Below are 15,956 nucleotides of genomic sequence, written 5' to 3'. Positions count from 1 at the left end.
CGACGGGTTTTTGCATCAGCCTGCCGCGAGCGCCTGCGCGTGCCCCGCCGGGTCCCGGCCAAGCTTGAACGCGACGGCATCGCCGTGGAGGCAGCCAAGTGCCTTGCCGCCCACCATCAGCGACACGGCGCCAAACACTGTGCCGACCGTGACGCCGGCATGGGCAACGTCCGCGGCGAGGGCGTCAATGGCGGCGGCCGGTGACGGCACAAGTTGTTCCATCCCTGAATCATGCCCGACGCAGCCCCCGCCGTCGAGGGGGCCGCGGGGCGGGGCAGCCTGGCCGGAACTGGCGGTGCAGCCAAAGTGGCCTGGCGTCCCTGAACGCCACACGAGCTGCACCGCCGACATTCCCGGCCCACGGGAACGGTGCCAGGGTCAGCCGGCCACCTTGAACACGCCGCGGGCGCCGCGCTCGGCGTCGACCATGTAGTGCGAGACGAACGGATAGCTGCCGGCCTGCGGGAAGGTGAGGTCCACGAACCCGCCCTGTGCGGGGGCCAGCGCCAGGGCCTGCGAGCCCGCCGTCGGGTCGGAGCCGTCCAGCAGGTAGCGGCCCTCGCTCCACACCGTGCTGAACTGCCCGCCCACCACGTGGAAGGACGTGGCCCGGTTCGGCCCGGCGTCGAGCACCCAGATGCGCACCTTTTCGCCCACCTTGGCCGTCAGCGGGCGGAAGCCGTACTGGTTGGCGTAGCCGTTGAACACCACTGCGTCCGGCTTGTCCGCCTGGATTTTCGCCAGGTCTGCGACGCCGTCCTGCGGGCCCAGGTACAGCTCGGACTGGATGAGCACGTATTCCTTGTCCACCGGCGGCAGCTTCGGCGGGTCGATGATGACCGCGCCGAACATGCCGTTGGCGATGTGCTCGCTCATGGGCATGGTGCTGCAGTGGTACATCCAGATGCCTGCGCGCGTGGCCGTGAACGTGTATGTCAGCGACTCGCCCGGGTTGACGGTGCGCATGGGCTGGTCGGGGGCCAGGGAGCCGGCGTGGAAGTCGATCGAGTGGCCCATCGTGGCGTCGTTGGTGAGCGTGACGTTGAATTTGTCGCCGACCTTCCCCCGCAGCGTGGGCCCCGGCGCCGTGCCGTTGTACGTCCACAGCGTCTGCTTCACCCCGGCGGCCACCTCCGTCAGCTGGTCGGTGACCTTCAGCGCCACGTTGTGCACGGTGCCGGCAGGCAGCGGCGGGATCACGGCATTGTGTGCCTTGAAGCCGGCCGCAGGCTGCTTCATGAAGTCCAGCAGCGACGCCGCACCGGGAGACGCTGCACCGGGAGCCGTGCCGGATGTCCCGCCGGACGCCCCGTGGTCCATGCCCGGCATGGCCGTGGCCGCCGGAGCCGCGCCCGTGGCGACGATTCTGAACACCATGCCCTGCTGCCGGTGCCCCACAATGCTGCACCAGCCGTCCAGGTTGGCAGCAATCACGCCTGCGTCCACGGTGGCCTTCTCCCCGGGATACAGCCGCCCGGATTCCGCACCGCCCGCCGTGACGAGGTCGTGCACCATGCTGTCCACGTTCGTGACGTGGATGACCAGCCTGTTGCCCGCCGGCACGTCCACCGTGGACGGGTGGAAGCGCATGTCCTTCATGGTCATTTCCACCGTGGTGGTCTGGCCCGTGGCGTGGACGGCGGCCTGCGTGCCCGCCTGGCTGGGCCCGGGCAGGGACGATGGGTCGGCCACGATTCCGGCCACCACCACCAGTACGACGACGGCCAGCCCGGCGGCTGCCATCCCCCACCGGCGGCCGGGGGCCGGGTTCCAGGCGGCGCGCGGGGAAGGGGCGCCGGCACCGGCGGCCGGGGCGGCCGGCCGGGCACCCGGCGTCGAACTTTCCAAAGGTTTCGCCAGCAGCGCCACGCCCAGCAGCGGCAGGAACCAGGCCAGGCCCGCCAGGACCAGGAAGGTGGTGCCCACCCGGACCAGGCTGGGCACGGGCAGCAGGGACGCCACCAGCGCCACGTTGACCAGGACCACGCGGAACACGGCCGCCTTGTCCAGGATGGCGGTGCGCTGCCTGACCCGCGCCGGGCCGCCGCCCAAAACCACCGGGAGCAGGTAGCTCAGGGCCGCCCCGAGCACCTGGGCGGCAAAGCCCGCCGCCAGCACGGGCGCCACGGATTCGATGCCCTGGTGCAGCGCCGTCCAGGACCCCGCGGTTGCCGTCAGCCCGGCCAGCCGGGTGAGCGAGACCGCCAGCCACACGATCGCGGCGATGGCGGACAGCGGGGCGAAGTTGACCGGCGGCTTGCCGCGCACGGCCTTCGCCAGCGGAATGCACACGTAGACCACCCCGCCCAGGTAGGCCAGCAGGCCCACGGTGCACAGGAACATGACGCCGGCGGCGGCCCCGGCGGCCGTCAGGAGCACCCCGGCCAGCAGCGGGAAGGCGCCGTGGCGGGCCACCTGGTCGGCGCCGTCGGCCACGCGGGTGCGCAGCATGGTGGGCAGCAGCGTCATCAGCGTGCCCATGACGGTGAGGCCCACAAAGCCGAGCACGTTCACGGAGAGGTGGACCAGCAGCAGCCGTGTGTGGGCCTCGCCGGCAACGTTCGCGGCCAGCGCGGCACCCACGCCTGCGCCGACGGGCAGCAGCAGGCAGGCGGCAACGTAATACCAGACGGTGGCGCCGAAGCGGGACGGCAGGGCCCGGCGGGCGCGCAGGCCCAGCACCACGGCGTGCGCGGCCACCACGGCGCCGACCAGGATGCTGCCCAGCAGCGTCAGCAGCCAGATGTCCGCCACCATGGACACCACTACGGCCAGCACCGCCACGTTGAGCAGCACCAGCCGCGCGGCCATGCCGCGGGAGTCCGGGGTGGGCCCGCGCAGCAAGGCCTGGGCGAAGTGCCAGCTCCACACGAGGATCGAGTTGGTGACGGCGCCCAGGAACAGCAGGTGCACCATGAGCCAGCCTGAATCCGGGACGTTGCGGTGGATGAGGACCACCACCACCAGCGCCACCAGCCAAAACACGGCAGGGGCGTTGGCGCGCAGGTGCCAGCCGGCCCGGTTCATGCCGCCGGGACCTTGCGTGGCTGCGGGTTTCCCCGGCGGTGTCAGGAAGATGTTCACGCAACAGCTTTCGGAGGGTGGGTGGCCTGCCAGACCGCCATGACGGCGAAAAGCAGGAGGGAGATGACATTGAGCACGCCGCCGGCGACCCACGCGCCGTGGATGCCGGCGGCGTCGCCCAGGCCCAGCCGCAACAGCAGCGATGCCTGCAGCAGCACCGCCGGGACCCAGAACAGCTCGGTGTACGGCAGCGGCTTGCGCAACACGGCCGGCAGGATCACGGACGCGTGGGCCATGATCATGGAAATGGTGAAGCCGAGGAACACCGCGTGGAGCACCGCGTCATAGGCGGCGCCGTCCAGCGTCCGGTCATGGAGCGCCAGCACGACGCCGGCAATCGCCAACCAGCCGTAGCCCGCCAGCAGGCACGCGGCAATGTAGCGCGGCAGGCCCTGGCCGCGGATGGTCTTGCGGGCGGCGTCATAGCCCGCCAGCCAGGCCACGATGGCCAGCAGCGAGAGCCCGAAGAGCGGGTAACCTGCGGCGGGCCACAACAGCGCGGCCACCGTGGAGATGGTCATGGCGAACGCCAGCAGCGTCAGGATGGGTTCGGCCCACGGACTGGTGATGCCGATCCTGGCCAGTTCCAGCCGTTCCCCGGCAATGGTCAGCACCACGAAGCTGATCAAAAACGGCAGCAGGACTGCGACGTCGGGCACGCGCACCCACAGCGCCGCCGCACCGACGGCCGCCACCCCGCCAAGGACCTGGATCAGCACCACGTTGTCGCGCTGGCGCCGCCACAGCGGGACATACACCAGCAGCATGGCGATGGTGCCGGCCAACAGCACCAGCTTGCCCACGGGCAGGGGCAGCGGGGAGATCATGAACAACCCGGACAGGCCCAGCAGCGCCGGGGAGAGGTAACCGGCGGCCCGGCCCAGCGCCACGGAGCGTTCCAGGGCAATCACGGTGCCCACAAAGCCCAGGACCAGCAGCATGCCGTGGATTTCCGGGAACCTGTCCAGCTTCAGCGGCGCGTCGGCGCCCATCAGCTGCAGGCCGGCGTTCAACCCCACCAGCAAGGCCGCCCCGGCGGGCAGCAGGAAGAGCATCCTGAAGCCGGGCCGGCGCAGAAACGCCCGGGTCCGGCGTTCCCGGCCGGCCTTCGACTTTCGGGGTTTCGGCGGCCGGCTTCCCGGCGGCACAGCGGCGGGCACCGCGGCTCCGGTCTCCTGCGGGGCGCCCGGCCGGCGTCCGGCACTCACGTGGCGGCAGCCAACGGCAGGCGCAGGGTGCAGATCCCCGGGGCGGCAAAGGGGACCAGCTCAACCCCGTCCTCCGGGACGCCGCTGCCTTCCAACAGGCCCTTGACCAGCCCCAGGTGCACGGCACAGACCACGGCCGGGTTTTCCCGGGCCGCCGCCACGATGGGGCAGGTGGTCAGGGTGAAGTCGGTGGCGTCGGCATTGCCCTGGATGCCAAAGCCGGCGTCCCGCAGCGATGCCGCAACGTTCAGGCGCGTCCTGCGCCGCCGGGCGGGACCGGGCACTGTGCGGCAGGTGCTGGCCGCGCCCGTTCCTGCAGTTCCGGCAGATCCTGCAGTTCCGGCCCCGGCGCGGCCGGACAGGACATGGGCCCACTGCCTGCCGGCAAGGTCTCCGGCGGCGGCTGGGTCGTCGCTCGTGGAGGCAATGTGGCGGGCCAGCGCTGCGGCCAGGGCGGCGTAGCCGGCAGGCCGCTGCTCGGGCACGGCGGGGGCATAAAGGGAGGCGGGCCGCCCGCGGCCGGAACGGTGCGCCGTCGTCCTGGTGGCAAAGCCGGCGGCCACCAGGGCGTCCAGGTGCTCACGGGCCGTGTTGGGGTGCTGGCCGGTTTCGGCGGCCAGGGCGTCCACGGTGAGCGGGACGGCGGAGGAGCGGAGACGTTCGAGCACCGCTGCGCGCGCCTTGGAAATGGGGGCGACGGGCTCCGTGCCGCCCGGTTTGGGCCCGCGCAGCGGTGGTCCCGAAATATTATTTTCCACGGAATTTATTGTAGTAATATAAGCTCAGAATCGCCATTCCATCCACCGTCAAAAGGAAAAATGCCGTGAACAACCTGGTCCTTGCTTCCTCTTCCGCCGAGGCCGCCGCATTGGAAGAAGTCAACAACCGTCTGGCGGAAGCCGGTGGAACGCTGGGCACGCTGGGCAAAAACCTGCTGTCCGCCGCATCGAACGCGGGCGGTGAACTGGCCGGCGGGGACCAGGCAAAGCTGGTGGAATTCACCGAAACGGAACTGCAGCCGCTGGCCGCAGCCTTTGCACAGGCGCTCTCCGGCGCCACCGGCAAGGACGCCGTGGTGGCCACGCTGGCCGCCGGGCACAGTGCGCGGCTGGCCGAGGCCGCCAAGGCCCTGGAGGAACAGGATGCGCCGGCCCGGATCATCCACGCCGGTGCGCGCCTCCAGGAAGCCGGCGCGGCGTTCCTGGACCAGGCCACCGCGCTGGTGGTTCCGGCCCTGGCCCAAAACCCGGCATTCACCCTGTCCGGCATCCTCCCCGAGCGCGCCTCCGCACCTGCGGCCGCGGCACCGGCCACGGGCGGCTGCGCCTGCGGCGGCCATGACGAGCCCGGCCTGTCCGAGCTGGACACCCGGGTCATCCCGCACGCCATCCGCCACGCCACCATCTTTGGCGCACTTGAGGGCCTGTCCTCCGGCAAGGGCATCCTGCTCATTGCCAACCACAACCCGCTGCCGCTCCTGGCCCAGCTGGAACAGCGCGCCGCCGGCAAGTTCGCCGTCGACTATGTGGAGAACGGCCCGGAGACCTGGAAGCTGAGCATGGTCCGCAACTGACCCTCCAAGCCCCAACTAGGTCGCAGTTGTTACCGAAAAACCCCGGAAAATCGCGGGAAAACGGTAACAACTGCGACCTAGTTGCTGCTAGAGCGCCGCTTCGATCGCGGCCGCGGCGGCCGGGTCCGAATCGTTGAGGAACGTCGAGATGCGGGCGGCCTCGTCGGCCTCGCCAATGGCACCCGCGGCCCGTCCCAGCGCATAAAGCGCACGCAGGAAACCGCGGTTGCCCTCATGCGACCACGGCACGGGCCCGGTCCCACGCCAGCCGTTGCGGCGCAGCGCGTCCAGGCCGCGGTGGTAGCCCGTGCGCGCATAGGCGTAGGACTCGATGGTCCGGCCCTCCACGTAGGCCTCGTCGGCCAGGATGGCCCACAACAGCGACGACGTCGGATGGACGGCCGCGAGGTCAACCGCCTCATCCCCGGCATCCAGGCGCGCCTGGACATCCTCCTCGGCCGGGAGCAGCGTGGGCTCGGGGCCAAGGAGGTTTTTACGGAATGAATCAGACATCTACTTGAACGTCTTGCCGGCGGAACCGAGCTGCTGCGCGGCTTCCACCACACGGGCCGCCAGCCCCTTTTCGGCAGCGGCACCCCAGACACGGGGGTCGTAGGTCTTCTTGTTCCCGACGTCGCCGTCCACCTTGAGCACACCGTCATAGTTGGCAAACATGTGCCCGGCCACCGGGCGCGTGTACGCATACTGGGTGTCCGTGTCGATGTTCATCTTGATGACACCGTAGGAAACGGCATCGGCAATTTCCTGCGCGGAAGAGCCCGAACCGCCATGGAAAACGAGGTCGAACGGGCTGTCCTTGCCCACCTTCGCACCCACCGCGGCCTGGATTTCCTTCAGGATCTCCGGACGCAGCTTCACATTGCCCGGCTTGTAGACCCCATGCACATTGCCAAACGTCAGCGCCGTGATGTACCGGCCATTCTCACCGGAACCCAGCGCCTCCACCGTGGCCAGGCCATCGGCCACCGTGGAATACAGCTTGTCGTTGATGGCGTTCTCCACACCGTCCTCCTCGCCGCCCACGGCCCCGATCTCCACCTCGAGGATGATGTGCGCGGCGTGCGTGCGGGCCAGCAGCTCACGGCCGATCCGCAGGTTTTCCGCCAGCGTCTCCGCCGAACCGTCCCACATGTGCGAGTTGAAGATCGGGTCCCGGCCCGCCTTCACCTCCGCCTCCGACGCCGCCAGCAGAGGCAACACAAAACCGTCCAGCTTGTCCTTCGGGCAGTGGTCGGTGTGCAGTGCCACGTTGACCGGGTACTTCTTCGCCACCTCACGGGCGAACGCGGCAAACCCCAGCGAACCGGCCACCATGTCCTTCACCCCCGCACCGGACCAATACGCGGCACCACCGGTGGAAACCTGGATAATGCCATCGGTGCCGGCATCGGCAAAACCCTGCAGCGTCGCATTCAACGTCTGCGAAGACGTCACGTTGACCGCAGGATAGGCAAACCCCCCAGCCTTCGCACGATCAATCATTTCGGCATACTTGTCCGGTGTTGCAATGGGCATGAAAAGCTCCTTGGGGCTATACGGTACAAGGTGGCAGCGCTGTTGGCCGCCTCCAGCATGGCTACCTCCATCTTAGCGATGGGCGCCATTGTGGCGAAGTAGATGAAGCCCTGTCTCTGCAGCGGACCCTTGACACGCACGACGGCGGGCCCTGGCCGGGTGCCGGACGCTGGCCGGTCGCCGGTTTCCTGTGGAATATCCGCAGGAAGTTGCTCAGGCCACGTGCTGGTTGAAGACGTGGCGGCGGATCCAGGCGTGCATGGCAATCCCGGCCGCCGCAGCCGCGTTGATGGAGCGGGTGGAGCCGAACTGCTCAATGGACAGGGTGGCCTGGGCCGCGGCGTGCACCTCGGCGCTCAGGCCCGGCCCCTCCTGGCCGAACACCAGCACGCAGTTGCGCGGCAGTTCAAACGTTTCCAGTTTCTGGGAGTCGGGGAAGATGTCGATCCCGATGATCGCCAGGCCCTCGTCCGTGGCCCACGCGACAAAGTCGTCCACGGTGGGGTGGTGGCGGACGTGTTGGTAGCGGTCGGTGACCATCGCACCCCGGCGGTTCCACCGGCGTCGTCCGATGATGTGCACTTCCTTGGCCAGGAACGCATTGGCGGTGCGCACCACGGTGCCGATGTTCATGTCGTGCTGCCAGTTTTCAATGGCGATGTGGAAGTCGTGCCGGCGCGTGTCCAGCTCGGCGACGATGGCGTCCATCTTCCAGTAGCGGTACTGGTCCAGGACGTTGCGCCGGTCGCCCGCGGCCAGCAGTTCCGGGTCCCAGTGCCCGCCGTCCGGCCATGCCCCCTCCCAGGGGCCGACGCCCACCTCGTGGTGCAGCTCCGGGTGGTCGGTGGATTCCGGGGCGGGGGCGTTGGCGGGAGTGGTCACCGTCCAATTTTAGCGGTCCGGCCGCGGCGGTGGGTGCCGCACGCCCACCGGCGCGCGCCCATCTGCCAGACTGGGACACGAAGGAACATCCAGCCCCAGGAGGCACTGTGACCAAGGCGACCCACCGCAAGCCCGCCGACATTGAATGCTGGCTCACCGACATGGACGGCGTGCTGGTCCATGAAAACCAGGCCGTGCCCGGCGCCGCCGAACTGATCCAGCGCTGGGTGGACACGTCCCGGCGCTTTTTGGTGCTGACCAACAATTCCATCTTCACCCCGCGGGACCTCGCCGCACGGCTGCGCGCCTCCGGGCTGGAGGTGCCGGAGGAAAACCTGTGGACGTCGGCCCTGGCCACGGCGCAGTTCCTGAAGTCGCAGATGCCCCACGGGCGGGCCTTTGTCATTGGCGAGGCGGGGCTGACGACGGCGCTGCACGAGGCCGGCTTCATCCTCACCGACCAGGACCCGGACTATGTGGTGCTCGGCGAAACACGCACGTATTCCTTCGAGGCCATCACGCGCGCCATCCGGCTCATCGGTGACGGCGCGCGCTTCATAGCCACCAACCCCGACGCCACCGGCCCGTCCGCCGAGGGCCCCCTGCCGGCCACCGGCGCCATTGCCGCACTGATCACGAAGGCCACGAACCGGGAACCGTATGTGGTGGGCAAGCCAAACCCGATGATGTTCCGTTCGGCCATGAACCGCATTGAGGCCCACTCGGAGACCACCGCGATGATCGGGGACCGCATGGACACCGACATCATCGCCGGCATGGAGGCCGGGCTGCACACCGTGCTGGTGTTCACCGGCATCACGCGGCCGGAGGACATTGACGCCTACCCGTTCCGCCCGGACCAGGCGCTGGGTTCCGTGGCGGACCTGCTGGAGCAGATCTAGCGCCCGGGCAGCCGGCCGCCGGAGGCTTCGAGGTAGCAGTTTCCGCACAGGGACTCGTACCAGACGTCGGCGCCGTCGATGGCGACCTGGTCGCCGTCGAACACGATGTCCGCCCCGACCCGGCGGGTGTTGAACAGCGCCTTCCGGCCGCACCGGCAGATGGTCTTCAGCTCTTCCAGGGAATGGGCCATCTCCAACAGCCGTGCCGCGCCCGGGAAGGCGCGGGTGCGGAAGTCGGTGCGCAGCCCGTACGCGATGACCGGCACGCGGTCCAGGACGGCGATGCGGAAGAGGCCGTCCACCTGCGCAGGGGTCAGGAACTGGGCCTCGTCCACGAGCAGGCAGGCCACCGGCGCCACCTGGACATGCTCCAGCAGGGCATCCGGGTCGTCGCCGGCGGCGTGGGCGGCAAAGACCGCGCGGGCGTCGTCGCCGGGCTGGATGAGGAAGTCAACGCTGCGCGTCATCCCCAGCCGGGACACAATTTCGCCGGCGCCCTTGGTGTCGATGCCCGGCTTGGCCAGCAGCACCCGCTGCCCGCGCTCCTCATAGTTGAACGCCACCTGCAGCAGGGCCGTGGACTTGCCGGAGTTCATGGCACCATGACGGAAGTAAAGCTTGGACAAAAGGGACCTTTCAAGAATTAAGGTGTCCGGCACCACGGCCGGCCGCAGGCGTCAGTCGAGGCCGAGCTCGTCCTTGCCGAAGGCGAACAGGTAGGGGACGCCGGCTTCGCTTTCGATGCGTTCCTTGGCGCCCGTGTCCCGGTCCACGATCACGGCGACGGCCTTGATGTTGCCACCGGCCCTGCGCACGCCTTCGACGGCGGTCAGCGCTGAGCCGCCCGTCGTGGAGGTGTCCTCCAGCACCACAACGTCGCGCCCGTCCACCCCGGGGCCTTCCACCTGGCGGCCCATGCCATAGGACTTTTGGGCCTTGCGCACCACGAACGCGTCGATGGCCCGGCCGGCGTCGGCGGCGGCATGCATGAGGGCGGTGCCGACGGGGTCCGCCCCCATGGTCAGGCCGCCGGCCGTCTCAAACTCAATCCCGGCGTCGTCCAGCATGGCCAGCATGACGCGGCCGGCCAGGCGGGAGGCCTCGTGGTGGAGCGTGATGCGGCGCAGGTCGATGTAGTAGTCGGCTTCCTTGCCGGAGGACAGGATCACCTTGCCGCGGACCACGGCCAGTTCCTTGATGAGTTCGAGCAGGCGGGCGCGGTCGGCAGCGGGAGTCTGGGTCATGGCCTCCATTCTAAATGCTTTGCCCGGCGTCCGGTTCTGCACACCTTCCGTTGGGCGCGGCGCTGCGCACCACCCCGGTGGGGTGGTGCGCAGTGCGGTACCGGCTGTGTCAGCCGTCGGCGCCGGCGGGCGTCGTGGTGGTGGCGAAGCCTTCGAGCTTGTTGGCCGCGAGGGCGTACTTGTTGGTGAAGGTGCCGGCAATGCTGACCTTGGAGGTGTCCACGCCGTTGCCCTTCTCCATGGCGAAGATGACCTTCGGGCCGCCGGCAGGCATGATCCCGTCCGGCAGGAACTGGCCCTTGTCGGTGGTCAGCCCGGCGATGTACTGGTCCTTGCTGATGGTGCTGTTCTGCACGTACGACGACGGCAGCTTGTTGGCGATGTCCGCTGCGGAGTGCGTGTTGATCCAGTGCATCGTCGCGACGAGCGCGTCCACCACCTTCTGGGCGGCGTCCTCGTGCGTCTTCACCCAGCTGGCGTTGGCCAGGACACCGGCTGCGGGCCAGTCGCCGCCGAGCGTCTTTGTGGCGCCGGCGGCCGTTGCCAGGTCGACGGCGGTGTAGGCGAGCTTTTTGCTTTCCAGCGCCCCGACGGTGGGCTGGGTGGTCATGACGCAGTCAGCGGACTTGCGCTGGATGGCGGCGATGGCGGTGGCCCCTGCCCCGACGGCGAGGGTGTGGTAGTCCTTCTTCGTGACGCCGGCCTGCGAGGCGACGAACTGGGTCAGCTCGTCGGTGCCGGAGCCAAGGTCGGTGACGCCCATCGTCTTGCCCTTGAAGTCCGCCGGCGAGTGGACCCCGCTGTCCGTGCCGCACATGATGCGTTCGCCCGGTGCACCGGAGAGCTGGACCAGGTTGATGACGTCCTTGCCCTTGGCCTGGAAGTCAACCGTGTGGACGTACCAGGCGCCGGCCATGTCGACCTGCCCGGAGGCCATGGCGTCCTCGGCTCCCACACCGCCGTTTTGCTCCGTGGAGAGCTGCATGTTCACGCCGTACTTCTTGTAGAAGCCCAGTTGTTGGGCCAGTTCGTAGGGCAGGTAGATTTGCTTGTCGATGCCGCCCACCATCATCGTGACGGTCGGCATGGACGCGGCGCCGCCATTGGCCCCGGCGCTGCTGCCGCTACCCGCGGTGCCAGTGCCCCCACAGGCTGCGAGGCTGAGGACGATGGCCCCGGTGGCCGCAGCCGCGTAGATCTTGTGCTTGATCATGATTTTTCCTTTTGTGTTTGTCCCGAAAACCGGGCGTTTGCCTAATTCAGTGAATGGAAGGAAGGTTCCTAGATGGCCTGTGCTTCCGAGCGGCTCGGCGGCCGCCACTTGAGCAGGGAGTGCTCCAGGAGGCTGATGAGGTATTCGGCGCCGAGGGTGACCACCGCGATGATCACCATGCAGGCGAAGACCGTATTCGGGTCGAAGGTCCCCTGCGCCTGGGTGATGATCAGCCCGACGCCGTGCTGGGCCCCGAGCACCTCTGCCACCAGCGCGCCGATGATCGCGAAGCCGAAGGCCGTGTGCAGGCTGGCGATGATCCAGGTCATCGCCGACGGGATGGTCACGTGCATGGCCACCTGAAGCGGTGAGGCCCCCAGGACCCGCACATTGGAGATGAGGTTCTGGTCCACCTCACGGACGCCCTGGAAGGCGTTGAAGAAGACCACGAAGAACACCAGGACTGCCGCGAGCAGCACCTTCGGGCCCATCCCGAGGCCGAAGGCCACGATGAAGATTGAGCCGAGCACGATGCGTGGAATGGAGTTGACGATCCGGATGTAGGGTCCCACCACGTCGGAGAGGTAGCGGTTTGACCCCAGGAGGATGCCGAGGATGACGCCGGCGAGCGTGCCGACCACGAATCCGCCCAGCGCCTCCTGCACCGTGATCCAGAGGTTTTCCCAGATGGTGCCGAAGGCGGTGCCTTCCGTGAAGAGCCGGACCAGGCTGTTCCAGACTTCCGTCGGCTGGCCGAAGAAGAACTTGTCCACGAGCCCGACGGCGGTGAACCACTGCCAGCCGCCGATGACGACGACGGCGAGCAGCGCCCGGCCGACCCAGATCCAGGTCTTGCGCAGCGTCATGGCTCGGTGCGCGTCGGCCTTGAGTTGGGCCTCCTCCTCGTGGACCAGCGGTGCCTTGTGCGTTATCGATGTCATGCCGGCACCCCTGCCGTCTGCTTGTAGGCCCGGGTGACTTCGTCCTTCAGGGAGGACCAGATCTGCCCCTGCAGTTCAAGGAAGCGTTCCTCGTGCCGGATTTGCTGGACGTCCCCGCGCGGCCTGGGCAGGTCGATGTCGAAGACGTTTTTGATGGAGCCGGGACTGCTGGTCATGATGACCACCTTGTCTGCGAGCGCCACGGCCTCGTCGAGGTCGTGGGTGATGAACAGGACCGAAGGCCGCAGGCCCTCCCAGAGCTGGAGCAGCTCGTTCTGCATGATGGCCTTGGTCTGCACATCGAGTGCACCGAACGGCTCATCCATGAGCAGGATCCGCGGGTTGTTGATCAGTGCCGCCGCCATGGCGACGCGCTTGCGCATGCCGCCGGAAAGCTGGTGGGGGTAGCGGTCCTCGAAGCCGGCCAGGCCCACGCGGCGCAGCCAGTCCATGGCGAGCTCGGTGGCCTCGCGCTTGGGCGTGCCGAGGAGGACGGGGCCGATCAGCACGTTGTTGAGCACGGTTTTCCAGGGGAACAGCGCGTCCGCCTGGAACATGTAGCTGACGCCGTTGGTGATGCCTTCGACGGTGCGGCCGCCAACGGTCACGGAGCCGGCACTCGGGTGTTCCAGTCCGGAGACCTGGGCCAGCGTGGTGGACTTGCCGCAGCCCGTCGGTCCCACGATCGCGCAAAACTGGCCCGGTTCGACGGTGAGCGACACGTCGCGGATGGCCGTGAACGTCTCGCCCTTCGGGGTGAGGTAGCGCTTGGTCAGGCCGTGGATTTCGATGCGTCCGCCGTTGTCTCCCCCACCTCCACCGTGGTCCGTGGGCGAGCCGCCCCTTCTGTGTAATTCTGACACCGTTGTCACTGTTTCCCTTCCTGGATTTGGTTCGCATGCGTGAGTCGGATCACATAAGCTAAGACGAGCTTAGAAAGTGACAGCCAGTGCCAAAAGACTTCAGTAAGTTGTGCAACTTAACCGCAAAAATGCACGTTTTGTGCGTTTTCTGCAATGGGCATCCGCACCGGTCCGGGGGCCGGGTCCGGTGAGCCGAATTCCGCCGGCACGCGCCCGCCGGGTGCGGCACCGGTCGATGACCCTGACCACGCAGATCCTGCTCAGCATGCTCTCCCTGCTGCTGCTCGCCGTGGTCCTGGGCGCGTTCCTGTTCACGGTTGTCAGCAACCAGACGCTGGACCGGCAGTACCAGCTCCGTGCGCTGGGCATCGCCACCACCACGGCCGCGATGCCCGAGGTGCGCTCCGCATTGGAGGCCAAGGACCCCCACCACACCATCGCGGCCCTGGCCAGGGAGATTGTGGCCACGGCCAATCCCTCCTACGTGGTGGTCACCGACCGCAACGGGATCCGCTACTCCCACCCGAACCCCGCCCTCATCGGCAAGAAGCTGGAGGAACCGGTGGCCGTCCTGGACGGGAAGACCCACCTTGGCTTTGACCCGGGCAGCCTGGGGCTGTCGGCCAACGCCAAGGCCCCGATCTTCTCCGCGGACGGCGCCGTGATCGGCGAGGTCTCGGTGGGCATCCTGGACACCCGGGAACGGGACGAACAGGCGGCGAACATTTGGCTCATTGCCGGCTTTTCGGCGCTGGTGCTGCTCCTGAGCATCGCCGGGTCACTGCTGCTGTCCCGGCGCATCAAGCGCGTCACGTTCAACCTGGAACCGTCGGAGATCGCCTTCCTGTTGCAGGAGCGGGAGGCGCTGCTTCACGGGATCCGGGAGGCCGTCATCGGACTTGACGACGACGGCCGGGTGACCGTCATCAACGAGGAGGCGCGGCGGCTGCTGAAGGTGGAAGGGACCGCCCTGGGCATGCCGGTGGCGGAACTGGTTCCCGACGGCCGGCTGCGCCAGCTGCTCACCGGCAGGCTCGACGGCGTCGACCAGGTGGCGCTGACGGAGGACGCCCTGCTGGTGGTCAACCGCATGCCCGTTTCCATTGGCGGGCGGAGCATCGGCTCGGTGGTGACGCTGCGGGACCGCACCGAGATCGAGGGGCTGGTGCGGGACCTGCATTCCGTCCAGGGCCTGATGGAGGCGATGCGGGCCCTGGAGCATGAATATGCCAACCGCCTGTACGTGGTGGACGGGCTGCTGGAGCTTGGCGATGTGGCCCAGGCCCGCACGTACGTCTCGCAAATCTCGGAGTCCTCGCGTTCCCTGGGCGAGGGGCTGCGTTCGCGGATTGCCCCGCCGGAACTGGCTGCGCTGCTGCTGGCCAAGATCACGGTCGCGGCCGAACAGGACGTGCAGATCAAGGTCACGGCCGAGTCCCGGCTGGAACGGCCCCTGGTGGACGCAGCCGAACTGCTCACCGTGGTGGGCAACCTCCTGGACAATGCCGTGGACGCCCTGGCCGGGTCTCCCCGGCCCCGCACTGTGACGGTCCAGCTGGACGACGCGGACGGGGTGTTCATCGCCGTCCGGGACAACGGCCCCGGCGTGCCGGCGGACAGGATCGACGCCGTGGTGGTTGACGGGTACTCCACGAAGGACACCCGGCCCGGGATGCGCCGCGGGATCGGCCTGGCCCTGGTGCGCCGGATCGTGCACCGGGCAGGGGGCACCCTCGACGTTTTCCCGGGTCCGGGAGGTAACTTTGAGGTGTGGCTGCCGGCGCAGGCAGACGTGGCGGGCACGTCGGGCACGGCAGGCACGGAAGCGAGGGACACGCAGTGATCAGGACGTTGGTGGTTGACGACGACTTCAGGGTGGCCCGCATCCATGCCGCCCGGGTGGCCCGGGTCGACGGCTTTGAATGCGTCGGCGAGGTGTACAGCGCCGCGTCCGCGCGGGAGGCCATTGCCCGGCTGTCCCCGGACCTGCTGCTGCTGGACGTGCACCTGCCGGACGAGGACGGGCTCTCGCTGCTGCGGTCGCTGCAGGCCGCCGGAACCGAGGTTGACTGCATCATCATCACCGCCGCCCGGGACCTGGCCACGGTGCGCTCGGCCATGAGCAGCGGCGCCGTCTATTACCTGGTCAAGCCCTTCAGCTTTGAGCAGCTGCGCACCCAGCTGGAGGCCTACCACCGCTGGCGGCAGGAACTTGACTCGGCGCCGTCGGCCAGCCAGGCCGTGGTGGACAGCCTGTACAACACCCGCTCCGCTGCCGTGCGTGCCGCGGCCCCCGCGCCCCGCCTGCAACCGACCATGCAGAAGGTGCTCGACGCCGTCAGGACCGCCGGCGGGCCCGTCGGCGCCGCGGAAATCGCCGACACCCTCGGCGTCAGCCGGCCCACGGCCCAGCGCTACCTCGGGGCGTTGGAGCGCAAGGGCCTGGTGGTCCTTGACCTCAGCTACGGGACCACGGGCCGCCCGCTGAACTCCTACACGATCGCCTAGCG

General features: G+C 68.5%; 16 protein-coding genes. 4 read left to right on the top strand and 12 right to left on the bottom strand.

The window, feature by feature from the left end; translation table 11 throughout:
• Positions 1 to 15: 15 nt before the first annotated feature.
• The 4 genes from MMF96_RS01190 to MMF96_RS01175 form a co-directional block, all read right to left on the bottom strand.
• The gene (locus MMF96_RS01190) at positions 16 to 222 is read right to left on the bottom strand and encodes a hypothetical protein (protein WP_256882265.1); all 207 of its coding nucleotides are present in this window, start codon (positions 220 to 222) and stop codon (positions 16 to 18) included.
• 156 nt (positions 223 to 378) lie between these two features.
• Positions 379 to 3,084 carry a multicopper oxidase domain-containing protein gene (locus MMF96_RS01185; RefSeq protein WP_256882264.1) on the bottom strand — a complete coding sequence of 902 codons (2,706 nt, stop codon included), beginning with the start codon at positions 3,082 to 3,084 and terminating at the stop codon, positions 379 to 381.
• Positions 3,081 to 4,292, bottom strand: coding sequence for a hypothetical protein (locus MMF96_RS01180; protein ID WP_256882263.1), 1,212 nt, complete (start codon positions 4,290 to 4,292; stop codon positions 3,081 to 3,083). Before MMF96_RS01180 ends, MMF96_RS01185 begins: the two co-directional genes overlap by 4 nt.
• Positions 4,289 to 5,050: a metalloregulator ArsR/SmtB family transcription factor gene (locus MMF96_RS01175; RefSeq protein WP_256882262.1), complete on the bottom strand. Its 762-nt coding sequence runs from the start codon at positions 5,048 to 5,050 to the stop codon at positions 4,289 to 4,291. The genes MMF96_RS01180 and MMF96_RS01175 overlap by 4 nt, the downstream gene beginning before the upstream one ends.
• A gap of 65 nt (positions 5,051 to 5,115) precedes the next feature.
• Here MMF96_RS01175 and MMF96_RS01170 point away from each other — a divergent pair, with 65 nt between their 5' ends.
• Positions 5,116 to 5,865: a DUF2249 domain-containing protein gene (locus MMF96_RS01170; protein ID WP_256882261.1), complete on the top strand. Its 750-nt coding sequence runs from the start codon at positions 5,116 to 5,118 to the stop codon at positions 5,863 to 5,865.
• Between the two features lie 87 nt (positions 5,866 to 5,952).
• Here the strand turns inward: MMF96_RS01170 and MMF96_RS01165 are convergent, their stop codons facing one another.
• The 3 genes from MMF96_RS01165 to MMF96_RS01155 all read right to left on the bottom strand — a co-directional run bounded on the left by MMF96_RS01165 (position 5,953) and on the right by MMF96_RS01155 (position 8,283).
• Positions 5,953 to 6,378, bottom strand: coding sequence for a DUF3151 domain-containing protein (locus MMF96_RS01165; RefSeq protein ID WP_176615295.1), 426 nt, complete (start codon positions 6,376 to 6,378; stop codon positions 5,953 to 5,955).
• Positions 6,379 to 7,401: a class II fructose-bisphosphate aldolase gene (gene fbaA, locus MMF96_RS01160; RefSeq protein ID WP_176615296.1), complete on the bottom strand. Its 1,023-nt coding sequence runs from the start codon at positions 7,399 to 7,401 to the stop codon at positions 6,379 to 6,381.
• 213 nt (positions 7,402 to 7,614) lie between these two features.
• Positions 7,615 to 8,283 (bottom strand): TrmH family RNA methyltransferase, encoded by a 669-nt coding sequence (locus MMF96_RS01155; protein ID WP_176615297.1) that lies wholly within the window; start codon positions 8,281 to 8,283, stop codon positions 7,615 to 7,617.
• A 161-nt stretch (positions 8,284 to 8,444) separates the two neighbouring features.
• Between MMF96_RS01155 and MMF96_RS01150 the strand changes: the two genes are divergently transcribed.
• Entirely contained in the window at positions 8,445 to 9,185 is a 741-nt protein-coding gene (locus MMF96_RS01150; RefSeq protein ID WP_176615383.1) for an HAD-IIA family hydrolase, read from the top strand.
• Here MMF96_RS01150 and MMF96_RS01145 read toward each other — a convergent pair.
• The 5 genes from MMF96_RS01145 to MMF96_RS01125 form a co-directional block, all read right to left on the bottom strand.
• Positions 9,182 to 9,811 (bottom strand): thymidine kinase, encoded by a 630-nt coding sequence (locus MMF96_RS01145; RefSeq protein ID WP_176615298.1) that lies wholly within the window; start codon positions 9,809 to 9,811, stop codon positions 9,182 to 9,184. The genes MMF96_RS01150 and MMF96_RS01145 overlap by 4 nt on opposite strands.
• A gap of 51 nt (positions 9,812 to 9,862) precedes the next feature.
• Positions 9,863 to 10,429, bottom strand: coding sequence for an orotate phosphoribosyltransferase (gene pyrE / locus MMF96_RS01140; RefSeq protein ID WP_371130782.1), 567 nt, complete (start codon positions 10,427 to 10,429; stop codon positions 9,863 to 9,865).
• A gap of 109 nt (positions 10,430 to 10,538) precedes the next feature.
• Entirely contained in the window at positions 10,539 to 11,642 is a 1,104-nt protein-coding gene (locus MMF96_RS01135) for an ABC transporter substrate-binding protein (RefSeq protein WP_176615300.1), read from the bottom strand.
• A gap of 68 nt (positions 11,643 to 11,710) precedes the next feature.
• On the bottom strand, positions 11,711 to 12,583 hold the full coding sequence (locus tag MMF96_RS01130) for an ABC transporter permease (protein WP_176615301.1): 873 nt from the start codon (positions 12,581 to 12,583) through the stop codon (positions 11,711 to 11,713).
• Complete coding sequence (locus MMF96_RS01125) at positions 12,580 to 13,446, bottom strand: ABC transporter ATP-binding protein (RefSeq protein WP_218062875.1); 867 nt, start codon at positions 13,444 to 13,446, stop codon at positions 12,580 to 12,582. Before MMF96_RS01125 ends, MMF96_RS01130 begins: the two co-directional genes overlap by 4 nt.
• A 235-nt stretch (positions 13,447 to 13,681) precedes the next feature.
• On the opposite strand from MMF96_RS01125, the gene MMF96_RS01120 reads away from it, so the two are divergent.
• The gene (locus MMF96_RS01120; RefSeq protein WP_176615302.1) at positions 13,682 to 15,289 is read left to right on the top strand and encodes a sensor histidine kinase; all 1,608 of its coding nucleotides are present in this window, start codon (positions 13,682 to 13,684) and stop codon (positions 15,287 to 15,289) included.
• Entirely contained in the window at positions 15,286 to 15,954 is a 669-nt protein-coding gene (locus tag MMF96_RS01115; RefSeq protein ID WP_176615303.1) for a response regulator, read from the top strand. Before MMF96_RS01120 ends, MMF96_RS01115 begins: the two co-directional genes overlap by 4 nt.
• Positions 15,955 to 15,956 lie beyond the last annotated feature (2 nt).

Origin of the sequence: Arthrobacter sp. STN4, assembly GCF_024539665.1 — a bacterium.
Classification (GTDB): Bacteria; Actinomycetota; Actinomycetes; order Actinomycetales; family Micrococcaceae; genus Specibacter.
This window is presented reverse-complemented; position numbering and strand designations above follow the sequence as displayed.